We start from the raw sequence: 18,098 nt of genomic DNA on the forward strand, positions 1-18,098 counted from the left end.
TCCGATCGACCCAGAGGAGGACGGCGTGCCCACTGTCGCTGACTTCATGCTCGAACGCCTCACCGAGTGGGGTGTGCACCGCGTGTACGGATACCCCGGAGATGGGATCAACGGTTTCCTCGGCGCGTACGACCGCGCCGACGACGACCCGTTCTTCGTGCAGGCCCGCCACGAGGAGATGGCCGCGTTCATGGCGTGCGCGCACGCCAAGTTCACCGGCGAGCTGGGCGTGTGCACCGCCACGTCCGGACCGGGAGCCGCTCACCTGATCAACGGTCTGTACGACGCCAAGCTCGATCACCAGCCGGTCCTGGCCATCGTCGGGCAGCAGAAGCGCATGACCGTCGGCGCGCACTACCAGCAGGAGGTGGACCTGCAGACCCTGTTCCGCGACCCGGCGGGCTTCGTGAGTACCGTCATGGAGCCGGAGAACGCGCGGGTCGTCCTGGACCGGGCCATCAAGTCCGCGCTCACCGAGCGTCGACCGGCGGTCGTGATCGTCCCGGACGACGTGCAGGAGGCCGAGTACTCCGACCCGCCCCGCAAGCACGGCGGCGTGTTCAGCTCGATCGGGTGGAACAAGCCGCACATCGTCCCCGACGAGTCGCTCATCAAGCAGGCCGCCGACGTCCTCAACGCGGGCGAGCGGGTCGCGATCCTCATCGGCCAGGGTGCTGCCAAGGCCTCACGACAGGTGGAACGTGCCGCCGACCTGCTGGGCGCCGGAGTCGCCAAGGCGCTGCTCGGCAAGGACGCGCTGCCCGACACCCTCCCGTTCGTCACCGGCGGCATCGGTCTGCTCGGCACCGAGCCCAGTCACAAGATGGTGATGGGTTGCGACACCCTGTTCATGATCGGGACGAGCTTCCCGTACGCGGAGTGGCTGCCCCCCGAGGGCCAGGCGAAGTGCGTGGAGATCGACATCGACGGGAAGATGATCGGTGTCCGATACCCGAACGACGTCTCCCTGGTCGGGGACGCAGCCGACACGCTCGATGCGCTGCTCCCCCTCCTCGAGCACAAGGAGGACCGCTCCTGGCGCCGCAGCATCGAGGAGGAGGTCGCGACCTGGTGGCGGGTCCTGGACGACCGTGCCCACCAGTCCGCCGACCCGGTCAACCCGCAGCTCGTGTTCCACGAGTTCGACAGCCGCGCGCCCGGGAACATGATCACCACGTCCGACTCCGGCTCGGCCACCAACTGGTGGGCCAGGCACGTGCACGCCCGCGAGGGACAGCAGTTCTCGCTCTCCGGGACCTTGGCGACCATGCTCCCCGGAGTGCCGTACGCGATCGGTGCCAAGTTCGCCTACCCGGACCGCCCGGTCATCGCCTTCGCCGGCGACGGCGCGTTCAGCATGCTCGGCATGAATGAGCTCCTCACCGTCAAGCGGTACCAGGAGCAGCTCACGGCGCAGAACCCGACGCTGGTCTTCGCCGTGCTGGTCAACGAGGACCTCAACCAGGTCTCGTTCGAGCAGCGCGCCCTGGGCGGTGACCCGATTAACGAGGCGACCCAGAAGGTGCCCTACGTACCGGCTGCGGAGTTCGCGAAGCTGCTGGGCTTCGAGGGCATCAAGGTCGAGCGGCCCGAGGATGTCGGACCCGCCTGGGACCGCGCCCTGGCGGCCGACGGACCTGTGGTGCTCGAGTTCGTGACCGACCCGACGGTCCCGCCGCTGCCCCCGCACGTGAAGCCGGAGCAGCTGAAGAAGACCACCAAGGCGGTGCTGTCGGGCGACCCGGAGGGCGTCCAGCTCGCCACCAAGGGCGTCAAGGGCAAGCTCGCCGAGGTCAAGGAGCACGTGCCCGGCCTGCGCGGCAGCTGACCGGGGCGCGGTGGGCGGTGGCGGGTCCCCCCGCCACCGCCCACCCTCAGCCGGGCCGTCCGGCCCGTCTGCGCCACGCGGCGCGACGTACCGGGGCCGCGACGAGCTCGCCGAGGGTGACCCCCGCCGCGAGCCCCAGGCCGATCATGGCTGCGCCGAGGAGCGCCTGAGCCCCTGCCCCGAGGCTGCTCGAGTCGTCCACGACCAGGAAGAGCCCCCGGTAGATCGCCAGGCCCGGCAGCAACGGCACGATGCCGCACGCCGAGGCCACGAGCGAGGGAACCCTGAGCCGCGGCCCCCAGGACTCCGCGGCGAAGCCGACCAGGAGCGCGGCACCGGCACTCGCGACGGCGGGGCCCACGTGCAGGAAGCGCAGCACGGCGAAGGCGGCCCATGCGCCACCCCCGGCGGCCGCCGCCACCAGCGCGGCGCGCGGCGGCGCGAACGAGGCCACGGCCCAGGCCCCGGCGACCACGGCCGCGCTCGCGATCTGCAGCACGAACGGTGCAGTACCACCCAGGTCGTGCACCACGTCCAGCGCCACCCCCAACCGCCGCGAGACGTCCAGCACGGCGCCGATGCCGACCACGACGCCCAGCGTCAGGAGCATGACCTCGAACACCCGCCCGCTCGCCGTCACGTGGAACCCGCTGAGCGCGTCCTCGGCGGCTCCGACCAGGGACAAGCCGGCGAGGAGAACCACGATGCCGGACGCCACGACCAGCGAGGGCGGCAGCACGGACAGCTCGACGGGCAGACGTGGTACGAGGACCAGCAGCAGGACCGCGACCGCTGTCGCGATCGCGGCGCCCACGGCCTGGAGGAAGAACGCCGGCAGACCCCACCGTGCCAGGCGGCGACCGACCCGGTCGATGACCGCCGTCGTGGCCCCGGCGACGAGTGCCACCCAGGGGCCACCGCCGAGGAGCAGCGCGACCGCGGCCGCCATCGCCGAGAGCACGAGGGTGACGAGCGCCGGGCGGTACGGGTGGGGTGCGCGCAGGATCACGTCCAGGTCGTCGTGCGCACGCTCGAGGATGGCAGCCGCCTCGGAGATCGGAACCCGCCGAGTCGTGACGTCCGCCGCGAGGTCGAGCACCTTGGCCAGCCGGTCGTAGTCGACCGTGCGCATGCGCGCGACGCGCATCACCGTGATCGGCACCCCGAGGGAGCCGGGGTCGTAGGACGCGGTGATGGACGTGAACGTGAGGTCGACCTGGGCGCCCTCGAGCCCGAACGCCGAGGTGACGCGCTGGATCATGGTCGTGACGTCGGCCGCGGCGGCGCCCAGGGAGAGCATCGCCTCGCCCACCCGGAGGCCGAGCTCGAGGACGCCGTGCACCGTCGGCAGGTCGAGCTCGCCGGCGCGGACCCGCACCGCCACGGGGATGGTCGGCGGCCCGCCGACCGCTCGTTGCGCGAGTCGCCGCACGTCCCACCGCATGGTCCGAGCCTACGTGCCTCGTCGAGCCGGGTTCACCGAGCGATGGTGACCGGGATGCGGCGCGGACCGAAGTCCCCCGCCCTCCGGCCGAACCGGCCGGGCAGGGCCGTCCCACACGTCGGGCAGCGACCGTCCGGCGTGAGCCGGTACCGCGTGATCCGGTACCGGTCCCGCGCGATGAGGGGCGTCCCGCAGCCGGTGCAGGCCGTGACCTCGCCGGACGGGTTGACGACGTTGCCGGTGTAGACGAAGTGCAGACCCTCCTCCAGGGCGATCTGCCGCGCCCGCACCAGCGTCGCGGCGGGAGTGGGGGGCACGTCCAGCATGCGCCAGTCCGGATGGAACGCCGTGACGTGGTGCGGGACGTCGGGCCCGAGCTCCTCGCGCACCCAGGCGAACATCGCGTGCAGCTCGGCGTCCGAGTCGTTGTGCCCGCCGATGAGCAGAGTCGTGATCTCGAGCCACGCGTCGGTCTCGAGATGGACGTACCTCAACGTGTCCAGCACGGGTCCCAGCCGGCCGCCGGTGATCCGCCGGTAGAAGTCGTCCGTGAAACCCTTGAGATCGACGTTCGCGGCATCCACCGCACCGAACAGGTCGCTCCGCCCCTCCGGGTTGACGTACCCGGCGGTGACCGCGACGGACGCGAGCCCCCGCGCGCGGCACGCGTGCGCGACATCCACGGCGTACTCGGTGAAGATCACCGGATCGTTGTACGTGAAGGCCACACTGCGGGCCCCGGTGGCGCTGGCGACCTCGGCGATCTGCTCCGGGGTCGCCTGGTCCACCAGCCTGTCGGTCTCCTTCGCCTTGGAGATGTCCCAGTTCTGACAGAACCGGCAACCGAGGTTGCAGCCGGCCGTCCCGAAGGACAGCACGCTGGTGCCCGGGTAGAAGTGCGCCAGCGGCTTCTTCTCGATCGGGTCGAGGCAGAACCCCGAGGACCGCCCGTAGGTGGTCAGCACCATCTGATCGCCTAGTCGCCTGCGCACGAAGCAGAACCCGCGCTGCCCCTCGCGCAGCCGGCACTCACGCGGGCACAGGTCGCACTGGACGCGCCCGTCGGCGAGCGCGTGCCAGTACCGGGCGGGGTGCTCGGACTCGACTGTCATGTCTCCCCCTCCCTCACCTCGACGACGCCGTACGTGGCGAGCTCGACCTGCTCGCTCCAGAATCCGGGCGGCAGTCCGGCCTTGGCGAGCAGGACGTCGAGGAACTCCTCGGCTCCGGCCACACGCGACCAGACCTGGGGCAGCAAGGTCCCGCGTCGCCCGCCGTACCGCAGCACCGCACCCATCCCGGGGTGCAGGCGATCCAGCGCGTCGGCGCGGCCGGTGACCGGCAGGGGCACGACGGGGCCCAGGACGGAGACCTCGATCTCGAGGTCGTCCAGCTCCTCGGGTGCGACCGGGGGGAACCGGGGATCCCGCGTGGCCGCGGCACGAGCGTTCTGCGCGACGTCCTCGACGAGGGCGCGGCGCGGCTCGAGCGAACCGATGCAGCCTCGCAGCCGCCCTGCCTGCGTGAGGGTCACGAACGAGGCCCAGGTCTGCGAGCAGACCGGGGGCAGTGTGGTCGGGTCAGGTTCGGGTCCCGGCCGGAGCCCCGCCGCCGCTGCCACCGCGCGGCGCGCCGTGCCCAGCAGCACACGCAGGTCCTGCGGGGACGGCAGGGGACGCGGCTCGCGAGGGTCGTCCTCAGGCGTCCCTGGCGGCGTCGAACGCCACAGCGGCATAGCCCACCACCCTCCGACGGTCACCCGCGGTGTCTCCGGAGCTGCACGCTCCCAGGAGCCGCGCACGCAGGCCGTGCCGCGCCGCGGCAAGCAGCAGCCCGTTCAGCGGCGCGGCTCCGCAGGCACGGGCGGGGTCGACCCGCCAGTCCAGGGCGAGGATCTGGTCCAGCGTCACCGCGTCCACCGCCGCGGCACGCTCGTAGTCCAGGTAGTGCGACAGGTCCGAGCTGACCACCACGAGCGTCTCCGCGCCGCCCCAGACCAGGTCGAGCACCTCCGCGACCTCCTGCGGCGAGGCGCGGCCGACGGCCAGAGGGAGCACCTCCACGTCACCGAGCACCGTCTGCAGGAACGGCAGGTGCACCTCCAGGGAGTGCTCGGCCGCATGGGTGCCGGCGTTCACCCGCAGCTGGGGCACCTGCGCCAGGAGCTCAGGGTCGAGGGCGCGCACCCGCACCTGCCCGAGCGGGGTGGCGAACGCTGCGGCCGCGGGCAGCGCCAGTCCGTCGACCGCCACCCGATGCGTCGGCCCGAGCAGGACCACACGGTTCACCACGCCGTGGGCCGCCGCGATCTCGGCGTACCCGAGCGCTGCCGTGGAGCCCGAGTACTGGTAGCCGGCGTGCGGGAGGACATAGGCCTTGGCGGTCGACCGAGAAGCGTCCCGCACCCGTTCCGCCGCCGCGAGCATCGCACCCAGCTCCCGTCGGAGCGCGCTCGGCTCGGCCGGGTAGAAGAGCCCGGCCACCGCCGCCGGCCGAACCTGTGTCACCTCTCCAGTCTGCGCCTGCAGACGCCGGGACGACAGGGCCGCGGTGACCGGACCGCGCCGTCCCGACGGCTGGGCTCAGTCGGTGATCAGCGTCGTGGTGACCGGCGTCGGGTTCGCGAACAGGTCGAGGACCGGGCAGTGGGCGTCGACGGCCGCCTGGAGCTCGGCGTAGCGCTCGGCCGTCTCGGGACCGACCAGGCGAACCCGCACCCGCAGGGCGCCGAAGCCCGGCCGCGTGGACTCGTCGAGGCCGAAGAAGCCCCGGACGTCGAGGTCTGCTTCGGCCTCGAGCCGGACGTCGTCGAGCCTGATACCCAGCCGTGCGGCCCAGAACCGGTAGGTGACGGTCTGGCACGCCAGGAAGGCGCCGAGGGCCGCCTCCACGGGGTTCGCCGCGGCGTCCTGGCCCCCGAGGGCGGCGGGCTCGTCGACCCGCCAGGTGTGCGCCCGGGCGCTGAGATCCGTCGCGACGCCGGCGGTGCTTCGGCCGGTCACGAGGACTGTGAGGCGGGCTGCGGCGACGTCGCGGTCGATCGCCTGACCGGTCGACTCGACGATGCGGGTCAGCTCGTGCTCCGGGGTGGTCGTGCTCATGGGGTGCTCCTTGCTCGGGTCGTCGGTGGCGGGGCGGGCACGCGCCCGTCGACCGGCCGACCGCTCGGCTCAGGCGAGGCGCGCACCCCGCAGCATTCGCATACCCGTGCAGCAGCGGGGGCCCACCGCGGGCATGGCGGCACACGTCGCGGGAGCGACGACGGCGCGGGCCCGGGAGGTCATGGCGCCGAAGACCATCACGTCTCGCGGCCGCGCGTCACCCCGTGTCCGGCATCCGGTCACGCTCGCCCCATCACCGTCAGCGTCACGAGCGCCACATTGAGGGCGACGACGGCCCCGACCACGGCCCACGCCGCCCCGGCGAGGACCGGCCCGTTGGCGAAGCGCCCCATCACGGCGCGGCTGCCGGTGAGGCGGACCAAGGGGACCAGCGCGAACGGGATGCCGATCGACAGGAAGACCTGGCTCAGCACGAGCGCCCACGTCGGGTCGACGCCGAGGGCGAGCACGACGAGGGCCGGCACCAGGGTGACTGCACGCCGGGCGAGCAGCGGCACGCGGGCATGCAGCAGACCGGCCATGATCGTCGATCCGGCGTAGCACCCGACCGACGTCGAGGCGAGGCCTGAGGCCAGCAACCCGATCCCGAACAGCACACCGATCACCGGGCCGAGGCTGTCGGTGATCACCGCGTGGGCGCCCTCGATCGTGTCGGTGCCGGCCCGCCCCGCCAGGCCGGACGCGGCGAGGACGAGCATGGCGACGTTCACCGAGCCGGCCAGCAGCAGCGACAGCAGCACGTCCCACCGGGTGGCGCGCAGCACGACGCGCCGGTCGGCGCCGACCGGCCGGCCGTGGCGGTCCCGGGAGAGGCTCGAGTGCAGGTAGACCGCGTGCGGCATCACGGTGGCGCCGAGCATCGAGGCCGCGAGGAGCACCGTCTGCGTGCCCGCGAACCGCGGCACCAGCCCGCGGGCGACATCCGCCGACACCGGGCTCACGACGAGCCCGGCCACGAAGCCGAGGGTGATCACGGCCAGCAGGCCCACGACGACCGCCTCGAACGGGCGCTGCCCGCGGCGGCTCTGCACCTCCAGCACGGCCATCGAGACGAGCCCGACGACGAGTCCCCCGACCACGAGGGGCACCCCGAACAGCAGCTGGAGGGCGATCGCCCCGCCGATGACCTCGGCCAGGTCCGTCGCAGCTGCCACGGACTCGGCCTGCAACCAGAACGCGACACGTCCGGCACGCGGCAGGCGCCGTCCCAGGATCTCCGGAAGGCTCGCACCGGTCACCAGGCCGAGCTTCGCGGAGAGGTACTGCACGAGCACCGCCATGAGGTTGGCGCACACGAGCACCCACACGAGCAGGTACCCGTACCTGGCACCGGCGGTCAGGTTGGCGGCCACGTTCCCCGGGTCGACGTACGCGACGGCCGCGACGAAGGCAGGACCGAGCAGCGTCAGACCGCCACGACGGCGTCGCGCCGGCGCGGCCACCACGGACGCGGTCGGTGCTGGCACGGCGTCCAACCTATGAGCCCCGCCCATCGGGCGCGCTGCGAGGACGGCGCTGCCGCAGCAGCCATGGCGCCCGAGGCGCGGACCGCGATTGACACGGCGCGAGCCGGGTGTCTAGCGTCCCGGCGACGGTCGACGTGCGTCCGGGGAGGAGGGGTCATGACTGATCGAATGCCGTGTGCTGCGCCCCTCTCCTGCTGTCGGTGCTGCTGAGGGCGCAGCGCCCTGCACCGCCCCGGCTCCACCACCTCCACCACCCTGGGACCGTCATGATCTCTGTGCTCATCACCCTTGCCGTCGCCACCGGTGTCGGCCTGCTGCTGCGCCGACGGAACGGCCGCTTCCGCCGTGCCGTCTCGTCCTGGCCCGACGCCCACCAGGCCGTGCCGGGCGCGGCCGTCACCCTCCTGCAGATCTCCGCCGAGCGCTGCGCCGTCTGCCCCCAGGTCGCCGCCACCCTGGGCGACCTCGCCGCGCGCACCCCCGGGCTCGCCCATCGGGAGATCCGCGCCGAGGACAACCTCGACCTCGTCCGTCGGCACGACGTCCTGCGCTCACCCACGGTGCTGGTCCTCGACGGCACCGGGGCGGTGGTCGCCCGGGCGTCGGGCGCAGTCACCGCCGACCAGGCATGGCAGGCGGTCGCACCGCTGCTCGCCACCTCCGGCACGCGCGATCTCGGGGAGGCTGCCCGTGCCCAGCGCTGACAACTCCCCGCGACAGACGCACGCCGGGATCGACCCGCGCGGACCGCGTGTCGGCGCCGTTGTCACGAGCCTCCTGCTCGCATCGGTCCTGGTGCTCGGCGACCGCGCCGCGGGCCGCGCCCTGCTCGCGTTCGTGGTGGCCCTCTTCGTGGCCGGCGCGGCGCTCGGTCCGGCCCGGTCACCCCTGGGGCTGGTCTTCCGGCACCTGGTCGCTCCGCACCTCACCCCCGCCTCCGAGCGGGAGGACCCGCGCCCCCCGCGATTCGCCCAGGTCGTCGGGCTGCTGGTCACGGCGTCAGGCCTCGGCCTGGCCCTCCTGGGTGTGCCGATGGCACTGACCGTCGGCGCCGCGCTGGCGCTCGCCGCGGCGTTCCTCAACGCCGCCTTCGGCGTGTGCCTCGGCTGCGAGCTCTACCTGCTCGGGACCCGACTGCGGCGGGCGTAGCCGGGCCTCAGCCGGAGTCGCGCACGGCACGGCTCTCCACGTCGTCGAGCACCTCATCGGCCGCCTCCGGGCTGACTTCACCGTGGCGGCGGGCCCGGATCACGACTTCGCGCTCGACCTCCGCTGCACGGCGCAGCAGGTCGTCCACCGCTTGCTCGTCCCCCGGGTCCTCCTCGTCGTCGTCGGCCCCGTGCCGCGCGGTCACGAGCGCGTCCTGGGCAGCCAGGTAGCCCCGGTACTGCATGATGACGGCCTCGCGCACCCGCTCCGGCACGTCCGGTGTGCTGGACCGCAGCATCTCCAGAGCCTCCGCGGTGGCGCGCCGCCGCAACCGTCGCGACTCGCGCACCACGTCGACGTCGCTGCCCACCTTGAGCAGCCGAACGAGCGGAGCCAGGGTCAGGCCCTGGGCCACGAGCGTCACGAGCACCGTACCCAGCCCCACGAACACGATGAGACGGCGGTCGGGGAAGGTGTCGCCCGCCGTGACGGTCGCCGGGAGAGCCAACGCCGTCGCCACGGTCACGACGCCGCGCATGCCGGCCCAGGCGGTGACCGTGGTCTCCCTGGCCCCCACCGGGGTCGCCTCCCCCGGCCTGCGCCGATGCCGCCACCGGGACGCGGCGACCACCGGGAAGAGCCAGCCGAACCGGACGGCGATCAACGTGCCCACCACCGCGGCCGCCAGCCACACGGCGCGCGCGTCGAGCGGTTCGGTCTCGAGCACGGCCGTCAGCTCGAAGCCGATGAAGACGAACACCAGGCTGGTGATGATGTAGTCGGCGTACCGCCACACCGACCGGCCCAGCAGCCACCCCCCGGACGTCAACGCGGTGTGGCTGAACGTTCGCAGGTACAGACCCATCACCAGCACGGCCAGCACGCCCGAACCCTGGAGATGGTCGGCCAGCAGGTACACCCCGAACGGCATCGCGAGCGTGATGGTGGTCTCCGGCGCCGGCAGGTGCAGCCGGGCCAGCGCGGCCTGGGCCAGCGCCCCACCCGCCAGGCCCACCCCTACGCCGACGACGACCGCAAGGACCAGCGACAGCGCGAGCGAACCTCCGGAGAGACCACCCGCGATCACCGCACCGACGGCGACCTTGTACAGCACGAGGGCTGTGGCGTCGTTGAACATGCCCTCGCCCTCGAGCACCGTCACCAGGCGGCCGGGCAACCGCAACCGGCGCGCGACAGCCGTCGCGGCCACCGGATCCGGCGGGGACACCACCGCCCCGAGCACGAACGCAGGCCCCCAACCGAGTCCCATGGCGTGCGCCACGACGGCGACGACCCCGGCCGTCACGGTGGTCAGGCCCACGGCCAGGACCAGGATCGGCCGGGCGTTCTCGCGGAAGTCCCGCGCCGTGGCCTTCTGCGTGGCCGCGAAGAGCAGCGGGGGCAGCACGAGCGGGAGGATCAGGTCCGGCTCCACGCGGAGCGACGGAACTCCGGGAACCAGGGGCACCAGGAGGCCGAAGACGGTCAGCAGCACCGGGAACGGCACGCGCCAGCGATCGGCCAACGGGGTGAGCACGATGATGCCCGCGAGCAGGGCTGCGACGAGCAGGACGGTGGTCACGGCACTCCTCCGGATGGGTCCGGCGCCATCGAACCATGCCGGGCTCGGCCCGGCACAGCGGTATCGGGACCTGTCCGCTCCGTCAGTGCGACTCGCCCGAGGTGCGGCACGCGGACCTTCGCGCGAGAGTCGACGAGGACCTACTCGCGAGCAGAGAGGAACGGTCATGGTGCGACCCGACACACCCCCGATGAACCCCGACACCTCCGAGGCCGACGCCCGCCAGCTCCGCCTGGCGCGCCTCCAGGGTGATGCCTACCGCGCGGCTCTGGACCACATGGCCCTCGAGGTCGCCGAGGCAGGTGGCCACACGACGGCCGGGGACTACCTGGTCGCCTATGCCATCGAGGAGGCCGAGGGCATGTACCACCTCGAGGGCGCGGACCTGGTCTGGCACAACCCCGATGCGGGCAACGCCCACGTCGAGGTGGTGGTGTGTGACGCCGCCGACGGGCGCTTCGTCCCCGGACTCGACGTCACCGCCACCCTGGTGGGCCCGGACGGCCACGAGCACGGGCCGCACCGCCAGGAGCTCGTGTGGCACCCGATGCTCTACCACTACGCCCGCAACTGGGACCTGCCCGCGGACGGGACCTACACGCTTCGCGTGCACGTGGAGCCGCCGGCCTTCATGCGCCATGACGAGGTCAACGGGCGACGGTTCGCGCAGCCGGTCGACGTCGAGTTCCCGGGGATCGAGATCGAGCGGGGTCAGGAGCCCGTCGAGCCGCCGTCCTGAGGCCGCGGGACCGGCTGCGCGCGGCAGCCTCAGGCCCGGCCCGGCTCCCGTGCCGCCGGCCCCGTACGGGTGACCGCGAGGCTCGTGACCGTGACCACAGCGAGGATCCCGAGAACGGCCACCAGAGAGGTGACCGTGGGGATGGTCGGGACGGCGGGCCAGAGGCCGTGTGCCCAGTGCAGCACGAGCTTGACCCCGATCAGGGCCAGGATCGCGGCCAACCCGTAGCCGAGGTGCACCAGCCGGGCCAGGAGGCCGGCGAGCAGGAAGTACAGAGCCCGCAGCCCCAGGAGGGCGAACGCGTTGGTGGCGAACACCAGGTAGGGGTCGCCCGTGATCCCGTACACGGCGGGCACCGAGTCCACGGCGAACACGACGTCGGTGGCCAGCACCGCGACGACGACCACCGCAAGCGGCGTCAGGACGCGCCGACCGTCCTCGAGGACGGTCATCCGCGTGCCGCGGTAGCCGTCCGCCACCGGCATCAGGCGACGCAGCAGGCGCACCGACCGCAGCGTCGACACGTCGACCTCGTGCGTGCCGCCCCGCCGCTGGTCCCGCAGCAGGCGCAGCCCGGTCAGCAGCAGCACCACGCCGAACCCGAGGAACGCCCAGCTCAGGCGTGCCAGCGCGGCAGCGCCCAGGGCGATGAACACGCCGCGCAGCATCAGCGCACCCACGATCCCGAACAGCAGCACCCGTTGTTGCAGCACCGCCGGCACGGCGAACGCCGACAGCAGCAGCATGAAGACGAAGAGGTTGTCCACCGACAACGACTTCTCGACGAGGTAGCCCGTGAGGTACTCGACCCCCGTGGCCGAGCCGAACCTCGCCCAGAGGAAGCCGCCGAACGCCAACGGGAGCGCCAGGTAGAAGGCGCTCCATCCCGCTGCCTCGCGCATCGAGACCGCGTGCGGACGGCGGGTGAGCAGGAAGTCGGCGGCCACCAGCACGACGACGGCCACCAGCGACGCGGCCCACAGGCCTGGGTCGGCGACGCTGGACAGGAGCGCGGTCGACACGTGGTGCATGATCAGGGTCCTCCCTCGGAACGGGTCCGAGGTCTCCTCCACCCGCCGGGCGGGCCGCCGACCGGGGCGCGGGTGCGCCGTACTGACCGGAGCGGTGCGTGGGAGTACTCCCCTCGCGGCACAGGGTAGGCGACGGTCCCGAGGCTTGACCAGACGGCCGGGCCTCGTCGACCGGCCGTGCAGCGGTTGACCGCGTCGTCGGCGCACGCGACCGACCGGGCCAGGAGAACGGTGCACAGGTCTCCCGCCGCGCCGCCAGGCGTGGCACGGTAATGCGATGGAGCACGTGCACGGCAGCATCACGGACGTCCCCGGCGTGCGCGTCGGGCAGGTGCAGCGCGACACGGACGGCTGGCTCACGGGGGTCACGGTCGTCCTGCCGCCTCCGGGGACCGTCGGCGGCGTCGACGTGCGCGGGGGCGGCCCCGGCACGCACGAGACGGACGCGCTGGACCCTCGCACCCTGGTCGCCACCGTGGACGCCGTGGTCCTGACCGGTGGCAGTGCCTACGGCCTCGTGACGGCACACGGTGCCCAACGGTGGTGCGCCGAGCACGGCCGTGGCTTCCCCGTCTCTGACCGCCCAGGGGAGGTCGTCCCGATCGTCCCCGCGGCCGCGATCTTCGACCTCGGCCGCGGCGGCGTGTTCGCCCACCACCCGACCGAGCAGATGGGCTACGACGCGGCGGCGGCGGCCGGTGCCGCACCCGAGCACGGTGCGGTGGCCCGCGGCTCGGTGGGCGCCGGGACGGGCGCGGCGATAGCGGGGCAGCAGTTCAAGGGCGGCGTCGGCACGGCCTCGATCCGGATCGCCGGGGGGTGCGTGGTGGGTGCCCTGGTCGTCGTCAACGCGGCGGGGGCTCCGCTGCCCCGGACCGGGGAACCCCCGCAGGCGGCCCCCTGGGCGGTGGCCGGTTCGGAGACCAACACGACGCTCGCCGTCGTGGTCACCGACGCCGCTCTCGACCCCGCCGAGACGTCCCGGACCGCGACGGCGGCGCACGACGGCCTGGCCCGTGCGCTCGACCCTGTGCACACGCTCGCGGATGGCGACACCGTCTTCGCGTTGGCGACCGGCCGGTTCGAGCTGCCGTCCGACCGGCCGGCGCGGGTCGCGTCCCTCGTGGCGCTCCAGGCGGCTGCCGCGACTGCGGTCCGGCTGGCGGTCCTGGACGGCGTCGCCCACGCAACACCGGCCCGCACGGACCGCGTCGACCTGCCGGTCTGGCCTCATCCTCTGAGCTGACCGGACGCGCGTCGGGACCTCCGGACCACGGGGAATACTCCGCACTGGGTAGCGTTATACCCCCCAGGGTATTTCCGACCGACTGAGGAGCACCATGCCCACCGTCACCCTGACCGCCGAGACCTTCGAATCCACCATCGAGGGCGAGGGCCTCGTCCTCGTCGACTTCTGGGCCGCGTGGTGCGCGCCCTGCCGGCGCTTCGCGCCGGTCTTCGAGCAGTCCTCCCAGGACCACCCGGACGCCGTGTTCGCCAAGGTCGACACCGAGGCCGAGCAGGAGCTCGCCGCCCGTCTCGGGATCACCTCGATCCCGACCCTGATGGTGTTCCGCGACGGCATCCTGCTGTACGCGGACGCCGGCGCGCTGCCCGCCGCCGCGCTCGAGGACCTCATCGGCCAGGCCGAGCGGCTCGACATGGACGACGTGCGCCGCCAGGTGGCCGAGCACGAGGCCCAGCACGACCACAGCCACGCCTGAGGTGGGCGGTCCCGCCGCCGGGCCGGCCGGGCACACCCCCGACCCGGCCCGGCTGGCCACGGTCGTCGCCGAGCGGGAGGCGGAGGTGCGCACCCGGCTCGCCGACGCCGTGGGTGACGGTCCCATGTGCCGCGTCGACGGGGCACGGGCACGCCCTGCGAAGCACTGGGAGGGTCGCGCTGCGGCGCTGGCCCAGCTCAGACGTGCCCTGCGCCGCGGCGGCGACCCCGGGCAGGAGCTCGCCGACCTCCGCGCGCAGTGGACCTCCCAACGCGCCATCGACCGTGGTGAGGCGTGGCGGGTGTACACGGATGCGGGACTGGACGCCCTGACCGAGCTGGAGGACCTGTGACCGCCGACCGCGCCGACCTCACACGCGCCCCGGCGCACCGCTCGTTCCTCCGCGTTGGCCGACCCGGTCGGCGCGCCATCGCCTGGGTGCTCCTGGCACCCGTGTTGGCGACCGCGGGCTACGCAGCACTGCACCCAGCGGCGGCCACCGACCGGGTCGCGCTCGTCGTGGTCGCCGCCCTGGGGGCGGCGACCCTCGCGCGGTACGTCCCCACGGTCGGTCTGCGACCGGTGCTCGGGTGCACGCCGTGCGCCGTAGCGGCCGGGCTCAGCGTCCCGGTGGCGGCCGCACTGCTCGCGTCAGGCGCCGCCGGCCTGGGCGTCGCGGTGGCCGCCATGGGGCTGGTCCAGCGGCTGCGGCAGCCGGACACCTGCCCGACCTGAACATCTCGCACGCCGCCCCGGGCGGCGTGCGAGCCTCAACCTCGTGGCCCCGGGACGACGGGGTGCCCCGCCCCCACCCACGCGGACGTGCCCCCCATGACGCTGCGGGCGTCGAAGCCGTGCCGCTCGAGGAGCTCGCACACCGAGGCGCTGCGGTTGCCGCTCTGGCAGATGACGTAGACAGGCTCGGCGCGCGGAAGCTCGTGGACGCGCCGAGGGACCTGGTCAACAGGGAGCATCCGCGCCCCTGGCACGTGTCCGGTGACGTACTCGTGCGGCTCGCGCACGTCGAGCACGATCGCCCCATCCCTGCGCGCCGCCGCCGCGACGTCCACGGCTACCGTCCTGGCCACTGCCATCCTCCTCCGGTCTACGAGTACCGTGAGCATACCCCGGGGGGTATGGTCTTCGCCCGTGCAGCCCATGGCGACGAGGTGGGGCCTCGGCCTTCCTACCGCGGTCCGCTCCGGTAGCGTGACGGGCGTGCGGACGGTCGAGCGCGGTGTGCTCCTCGCCCGCGCCCTCGCCACGTCGGCCATGACGCTCGCGGTCGCCACCGCCGCGCACGTGGCGGGCGGCGGGCAGCCTCCGCCGCTGCTGCTCCTGGGGCTCCTCGGTGCGCTGCTGCTCGCTGCGGCCGCGCCCTTGGCACGTCGCAGCCTCCGTGCTGCCCCGCTGCTCGCCTGGGCCGCCGCCGGACAGCTCGTGGTGCACCTGACCCTGAGCCGGGCACACCTGGCGGCCGGGACCGCCGTCACCCTCGCGCTGCACCACGGGCCCGGGACGGCGCCCGCGCACGGCGGCGCGCACCCGACGACGGTCGTCCCGATGCTGGCCGCCCACGTGATCGGGACCGTGGTCGGCGTCGCACTCGTCGTCGCCACCGACCGGTCCGCGTGCGCAGCCCGCCGTCACTGGCTGCGGGTCTGGACCGTGCTCGTCGGCGCTCCTGCGCTGCCAGAAGGCCGCATCCTCGTGGCTCCTCGTCGGACGCCGCGCCCGGCGCTGAGCGCGGTCGTGCTCGGCGTGCTGCGCCGCGGGCCCCCGGTGCTGCTGAACGCCTGATCCGGCGCCCCAGGCGCCGCCCGTCCACGCCGGCTCGCGGCGTGCCGTCTGCTACCCCGGAGGACGTCCGTGCCTGTCCGCCCCGCCCGCCCGATGACCGCGATGCTCCTCGCCGGCCTTGCTCTCATCGGGCTCGCCGGCCCCGCCCGAGCGCACGACCAGCTGGTCGGCACCGACCCCGTCGACGGTGCGGTGGTCGACGCGGTCCCGTCGCAGGTCGCTCTGACCTTCAGCGAGGACGTGCTGGACATCTCGACCACAGTCGTCGTCGCCGGTCCGGACGGCCGGGTGCCGACCACACCGACGGTTGACGGCAGCACGGTCACCGCGCCCCTGCCCGACGGCCTGCCGGACGGGCCCTACACGGTCACCTGGCGCGTCGTCTCCGCCGACGGCCACCCCGTCCAGGGCAGCTTCGCGTTCACCGTGGGCGCCTTCGCTGCCACACCGTCACCATCGGCCGCTCCCGCGCCGGGCACGACAGCCCCGGCGACCCCCACCGGCCTGTTCGTCGGGATCGGGATCGCTGTGGCACTGGCGGTGGCGCTCGTCGTCGCCCGCCGCGCCGCCACCACCCGCTGAGGGGCGCCGGTCCTTCCCGACCTCATCGACAGACCGATCCTCAAGGAGCACCCCATGACCCCGTGGCGCCGCACGCGACTCGCCGCGCCCGTCCTCGTCCTCGCCGTCACGCTCGCCGCGTGCGGCACGTCCGCCCCCGAGAGCTCCGCCGCCCTCACCGTGACCGACGGGTGGGTGAAGGCCGCCGACTCCGGCATGACCGGCGCGTTCGGCACGCTCGTCAACGCGACCGGCTCGGACATCACGATCACGGAGGCGTCCTCGGACGCCTCCCGCATGGAGCTGCACGAGATGGCCAAGGCCGCCGACGGCACGATGCTCATGCGTCCCAAGGAGGGCGGCTTCGTCGTCCCGGCGCGCGGGGAGCACACGCTCGCACCAGGCGCCGACCACGTCATGTTCATGGACCTGACGCAGCCGCTGAAGCCCGGCGACGAGGTGGCGGTCACCCTCACTGCCGACGACGGCTCGAGCTGGACGGTCACCCTTCCGGTACGCACGTTCACCGGAGCACAGGAGAGCTACCAGGGCAGCGACGGGGGCATGACCACGAATCCGACCGGCACGCCGGCAGGGACTCCGTGAGCCCGCTCGACCGTCGCTCGTTCCTCCAGGGCGGGGCCGCCGCCGTCGGGGGCGCTGCGCTCGGACTCGGAGGTGCCACCGTGTGGGACCACGCGGTGGCACCTGCGCCGGCCGACGCCGTCGGGCGCTCCCGCGTCGCCTTCCGCGGCCCACGGCAGGCGGGCGTCGGGACACCACCGCAGGCATTCGCGACGCTCGTCGCCTTCGACCTCGCACCCGGCATGGACCGGGACGGGATGACTCGCCTCATGCGGGTGTGGACCGACGACATCGAACGCCTCACCCAGGGGCGGCCGGGGCTGACGGACACCGAGCCCGAGCTCGCCACGGCCCCTGCCCGGCTCACGGTGACGGTCGGCTGGGGTCCCGGGGCCTTCGCCGCGGCAGGGCTGGAGGATCGACGGCCGGGCTGGCTGGCCCCGCTCCCCCGGTTCGGGATCGACCGCCTCCAGGACGCCTGGTCGGATGGCGACCTGCTGCTCCAGCTCGGCGCCGACGACCCGCTCACGGTGGCGCACGCGACGAGGCTGCTCCTCAAGCAGGCAGCGACCTTCGCCACACCGCGGTGGACGCAGCAGGGCTTCCGCGAGGCTGTCGGGACGCACCCGGTCGGGACGACCACGCGCAACCTCATGGGCCAGGTCGACGGCACCGTCAACCCGGACCCGGCGAACGAACCGGACCTGATCTGGCACGGCGCCGACGCAGCACCGTGGCTGGCCGGGTCGACCTCGATGGTCGTCCGCCGGATCGCCATGCAGCTCGACTCGTGGGACCGGGTGGATCGCGCCGGCCGGGAGTTCACCATCGGGCGTCGGCTGGCCGACGGGGCGCCACTGACGGGCACGCGGGAGCACGACACGCCCGACCTGGACGCCGTCGACGAGCTCGGCCTGCCGGTGATCGACACCGCGGCCCACATCCGTCGAGCGCACGCCATGGCGCCGGATCAGCGGTTCCTCCGGCGCCCCTACAGCTATCACGACCCCGCACAACCGCCGGACGAGCAGTCCGGGCTCGTCTTCATCGCGTTCCAGCGGGACGTC

At 73.5% G+C, this 18,098-nt stretch carries 21 protein-coding genes; 12 read left to right on the plus strand and 9 right to left on the minus strand.

What is annotated here, in order from left to right:
• The first annotated feature begins 25 nt into the window (after nucleotides 1-25).
• On the plus strand, nucleotides 26-1,828 hold the full coding sequence (locus Q6348_RS11695) for a thiamine pyrophosphate-requiring protein (RefSeq protein WP_304601461.1): 1,803 nt from the start codon (nucleotides 26-28) through the stop codon (nucleotides 1,826-1,828).
• A gap of 46 nt (nucleotides 1,829-1,874) precedes the next feature.
• Here the strand turns inward: Q6348_RS11695 and Q6348_RS11700 are convergent, their stop codons facing one another.
• From Q6348_RS11700 to Q6348_RS11725, 6 genes are all read right to left on the minus strand, one after another.
• Entirely contained in the window at nucleotides 1,875-3,272 is a 1,398-nt protein-coding gene (locus Q6348_RS11700; protein ID WP_304601462.1) for a threonine/serine exporter family protein, read from the minus strand.
• Between the two features lie 32 nt (nucleotides 3,273-3,304).
• A complete protein-coding gene (gene amrS / locus Q6348_RS11705) occupies nucleotides 3,305-4,384 on the minus strand; it encodes an AmmeMemoRadiSam system radical SAM enzyme (RefSeq protein ID WP_304601463.1) in 1,080 nt (359 codons plus the stop codon).
• Nucleotides 4,381-5,007 (minus strand): AmmeMemoRadiSam system protein A, encoded by a 627-nt coding sequence (gene amrA / locus Q6348_RS11710; RefSeq protein WP_304601464.1) that lies wholly within the window; start codon nucleotides 5,005-5,007, stop codon nucleotides 4,381-4,383. Before amrA ends, amrS begins: the two co-directional genes overlap by 4 nt.
• Nucleotides 4,970-5,779 (minus strand): AmmeMemoRadiSam system protein B, encoded by an 810-nt coding sequence (gene amrB, locus Q6348_RS11715; protein ID WP_304601465.1) that lies wholly within the window; start codon nucleotides 5,777-5,779, stop codon nucleotides 4,970-4,972. Before amrB ends, amrA begins: the two co-directional genes overlap by 38 nt.
• Nucleotides 5,780-5,854: 75 nt before the next feature.
• Nucleotides 5,855-6,373, minus strand: coding sequence for an OsmC family protein (locus Q6348_RS11720; RefSeq protein WP_304601466.1), 519 nt, complete (start codon nucleotides 6,371-6,373; stop codon nucleotides 5,855-5,857).
• 239 nt (nucleotides 6,374-6,612) lie between these two features.
• Nucleotides 6,613-7,887, minus strand: a complete 1,275-nt coding sequence (locus Q6348_RS11725) for an Nramp family divalent metal transporter (protein ID WP_434062053.1) — start codon at nucleotides 7,885-7,887, stop codon at nucleotides 6,613-6,615.
• Between the two features lie 239 nt (nucleotides 7,888-8,126).
• Here Q6348_RS11725 and Q6348_RS11730 point away from each other — a divergent pair, with 239 nt between their 5' ends.
• Together Q6348_RS11730 and Q6348_RS11735 are read left to right on the plus strand one after the other, a co-directional pair.
• Nucleotides 8,127-8,564: a thioredoxin family protein gene (locus tag Q6348_RS11730; RefSeq protein WP_304601467.1), complete on the plus strand. Its 438-nt coding sequence runs from the start codon at nucleotides 8,127-8,129 to the stop codon at nucleotides 8,562-8,564.
• A complete protein-coding gene (locus tag Q6348_RS11735) occupies nucleotides 8,551-9,009 on the plus strand; it encodes a DUF4395 domain-containing protein (RefSeq protein WP_304601468.1) in 459 nt (152 codons plus the stop codon). Before Q6348_RS11730 ends, Q6348_RS11735 begins: the two co-directional genes overlap by 14 nt.
• Nucleotides 9,010-9,016: 7 nt before the next feature.
• Here the strand turns inward: Q6348_RS11735 and Q6348_RS11740 are convergent, their stop codons facing one another.
• Nucleotides 9,017-10,591, minus strand: a complete 1,575-nt coding sequence (locus Q6348_RS11740; protein ID WP_304601469.1) for a Na+/H+ antiporter — start codon at nucleotides 10,589-10,591, stop codon at nucleotides 9,017-9,019.
• Between the two features lie 166 nt (nucleotides 10,592-10,757).
• Between Q6348_RS11740 and Q6348_RS11745 the strand changes: the two genes are divergently transcribed.
• Nucleotides 10,758-11,330 carry an iron transporter gene (locus Q6348_RS11745; RefSeq protein ID WP_304601470.1) on the plus strand — a complete coding sequence of 191 codons (573 nt, stop codon included), beginning with the start codon at nucleotides 10,758-10,760 and terminating at the stop codon, nucleotides 11,328-11,330.
• A gap of 29 nt (nucleotides 11,331-11,359) precedes the next feature.
• On the opposite strand, the gene Q6348_RS11750 is transcribed toward Q6348_RS11745, so the two are convergent.
• Complete coding sequence (locus Q6348_RS11750; protein ID WP_434062054.1) at nucleotides 11,360-12,361, minus strand: TerC/Alx family metal homeostasis membrane protein; 1,002 nt, start codon at nucleotides 12,359-12,361, stop codon at nucleotides 11,360-11,362.
• A 277-nt stretch (nucleotides 12,362-12,638) separates the two neighbouring features.
• Between Q6348_RS11750 and Q6348_RS11755 the strand changes: the two genes are divergently transcribed.
• The 4 genes from Q6348_RS11755 (at nucleotide 12,639) to Q6348_RS11770 (ending at nucleotide 14,820) form a co-directional block, all read left to right on the plus strand.
• A complete protein-coding gene (locus Q6348_RS11755; RefSeq protein ID WP_304601472.1) occupies nucleotides 12,639-13,607 on the plus strand; it encodes a P1 family peptidase in 969 nt (322 codons plus the stop codon).
• Between the two features lie 94 nt (nucleotides 13,608-13,701).
• Nucleotides 13,702-14,085 (plus strand): thioredoxin, encoded by a 384-nt coding sequence (gene trxA, locus Q6348_RS11760; RefSeq protein WP_304601473.1) that lies wholly within the window; start codon nucleotides 13,702-13,704, stop codon nucleotides 14,083-14,085.
• A gap of 1 nt (nucleotide 14,086) precedes the next feature.
• Nucleotides 14,087-14,437: a hypothetical protein gene (locus tag Q6348_RS11765; RefSeq protein WP_304601474.1), complete on the plus strand. Its 351-nt coding sequence runs from the start codon at nucleotides 14,087-14,089 to the stop codon at nucleotides 14,435-14,437.
• Nucleotides 14,434-14,820 (plus strand): hypothetical protein, encoded by a 387-nt coding sequence (locus tag Q6348_RS11770; RefSeq protein ID WP_304601475.1) that lies wholly within the window; start codon nucleotides 14,434-14,436, stop codon nucleotides 14,818-14,820. Before Q6348_RS11765 ends, Q6348_RS11770 begins: the two co-directional genes overlap by 4 nt.
• 35 nt (nucleotides 14,821-14,855) lie before the next feature.
• Here the strand turns inward: Q6348_RS11770 and Q6348_RS11775 are convergent, their stop codons facing one another.
• On the minus strand, nucleotides 14,856-15,173 hold the full coding sequence (locus Q6348_RS11775; protein ID WP_304601476.1) for a rhodanese-like domain-containing protein: 318 nt from the start codon (nucleotides 15,171-15,173) through the stop codon (nucleotides 14,856-14,858).
• Between the two features lie 130 nt (nucleotides 15,174-15,303).
• On the opposite strand from Q6348_RS11775, the gene Q6348_RS11780 reads away from it, so the two are divergent.
• The 4 genes from Q6348_RS11780 to Q6348_RS11795 all read left to right on the plus strand — a co-directional run.
• Nucleotides 15,304-15,885: a hypothetical protein gene (locus tag Q6348_RS11780; protein WP_304601477.1), complete on the plus strand. Its 582-nt coding sequence runs from the start codon at nucleotides 15,304-15,306 to the stop codon at nucleotides 15,883-15,885.
• A gap of 69 nt (nucleotides 15,886-15,954) precedes the next feature.
• A complete protein-coding gene (locus tag Q6348_RS11785) occupies nucleotides 15,955-16,467 on the plus strand; it encodes a copper resistance CopC family protein (protein ID WP_304601478.1) in 513 nt (170 codons plus the stop codon).
• A 54-nt stretch (nucleotides 16,468-16,521) separates the two neighbouring features.
• Nucleotides 16,522-17,052 (plus strand): copper chaperone PCu(A)C, encoded by a 531-nt coding sequence (locus Q6348_RS11790; protein ID WP_304601479.1) that lies wholly within the window; start codon nucleotides 16,522-16,524, stop codon nucleotides 17,050-17,052.
• A partial coding sequence (locus Q6348_RS11795) for a Dyp-type peroxidase (RefSeq protein ID WP_304601481.1) occupies nucleotides 17,049-18,098 on the plus strand: 1,050 nt, incomplete at its 3' end. The genes Q6348_RS11790 and Q6348_RS11795, both read left to right, overlap by 4 nt.

Source organism: Actinotalea lenta (assembly GCF_030586465.1).
Classification (GTDB): Bacteria; Actinomycetota; Actinomycetes; order Actinomycetales; family Cellulomonadaceae; genus Actinotalea; species Actinotalea lenta.

What these genes read in the sequence shown, in the direction of transcription:
- Q6348_RS11700 (WP_304601462.1), bottom strand. Translation starts at nt 3,272, where the DNA reads ATGCGGTGGGACGTGCGGCGACTCGCGCAACGAGCGGTCGGCGGGCCG.
- Q6348_RS11730 (WP_304601467.1), top strand. Translation starts at nt 8,127, where the DNA reads ATGATCTCTGTGCTCATCACCCTTGCCGTCGCCACCGGTGTCGGCCTG.
- Q6348_RS11725 (WP_434062053.1), bottom strand. Translation starts at nt 7,887, where the DNA reads ATGGGCGGGGCTCATAGGTTGGACGCCGTGCCAGCACCGACCGCGTCC.
- amrS (WP_304601463.1), bottom strand. Translation starts at nt 4,384, where the DNA reads ATGACAGTCGAGTCCGAGCACCCCGCCCGGTACTGGCACGCGCTCGCC.
- amrA (WP_304601464.1), bottom strand. Translation starts at nt 5,007, where the DNA reads ATGCCGCTGTGGCGTTCGACGCCGCCAGGGACGCCTGAGGACGACCCT.
- trxA (WP_304601473.1), top strand. Translation starts at nt 13,702, where the DNA reads ATGCCCACCGTCACCCTGACCGCCGAGACCTTCGAATCCACCATCGAG.
- Q6348_RS11790 (WP_304601479.1), top strand. Translation starts at nt 16,522, where the DNA reads ATGACCCCGTGGCGCCGCACGCGACTCGCCGCGCCCGTCCTCGTCCTC.
- Q6348_RS11750 (WP_434062054.1), bottom strand. Translation starts at nt 12,361, where the DNA reads ATGCACCACGTGTCGACCGCGCTCCTGTCCAGCGTCGCCGACCCAGGC.
- Q6348_RS11720 (WP_304601466.1), bottom strand. Translation starts at nt 6,373, where the DNA reads ATGAGCACGACCACCCCGGAGCACGAGCTGACCCGCATCGTCGAGTCG.
- Q6348_RS11745 (WP_304601470.1), top strand. Translation starts at nt 10,758, where the DNA reads ATGGTGCGACCCGACACACCCCCGATGAACCCCGACACCTCCGAGGCC.
- Q6348_RS11755 (WP_304601472.1), top strand. Translation starts at nt 12,639, where the DNA reads ATGGAGCACGTGCACGGCAGCATCACGGACGTCCCCGGCGTGCGCGTC.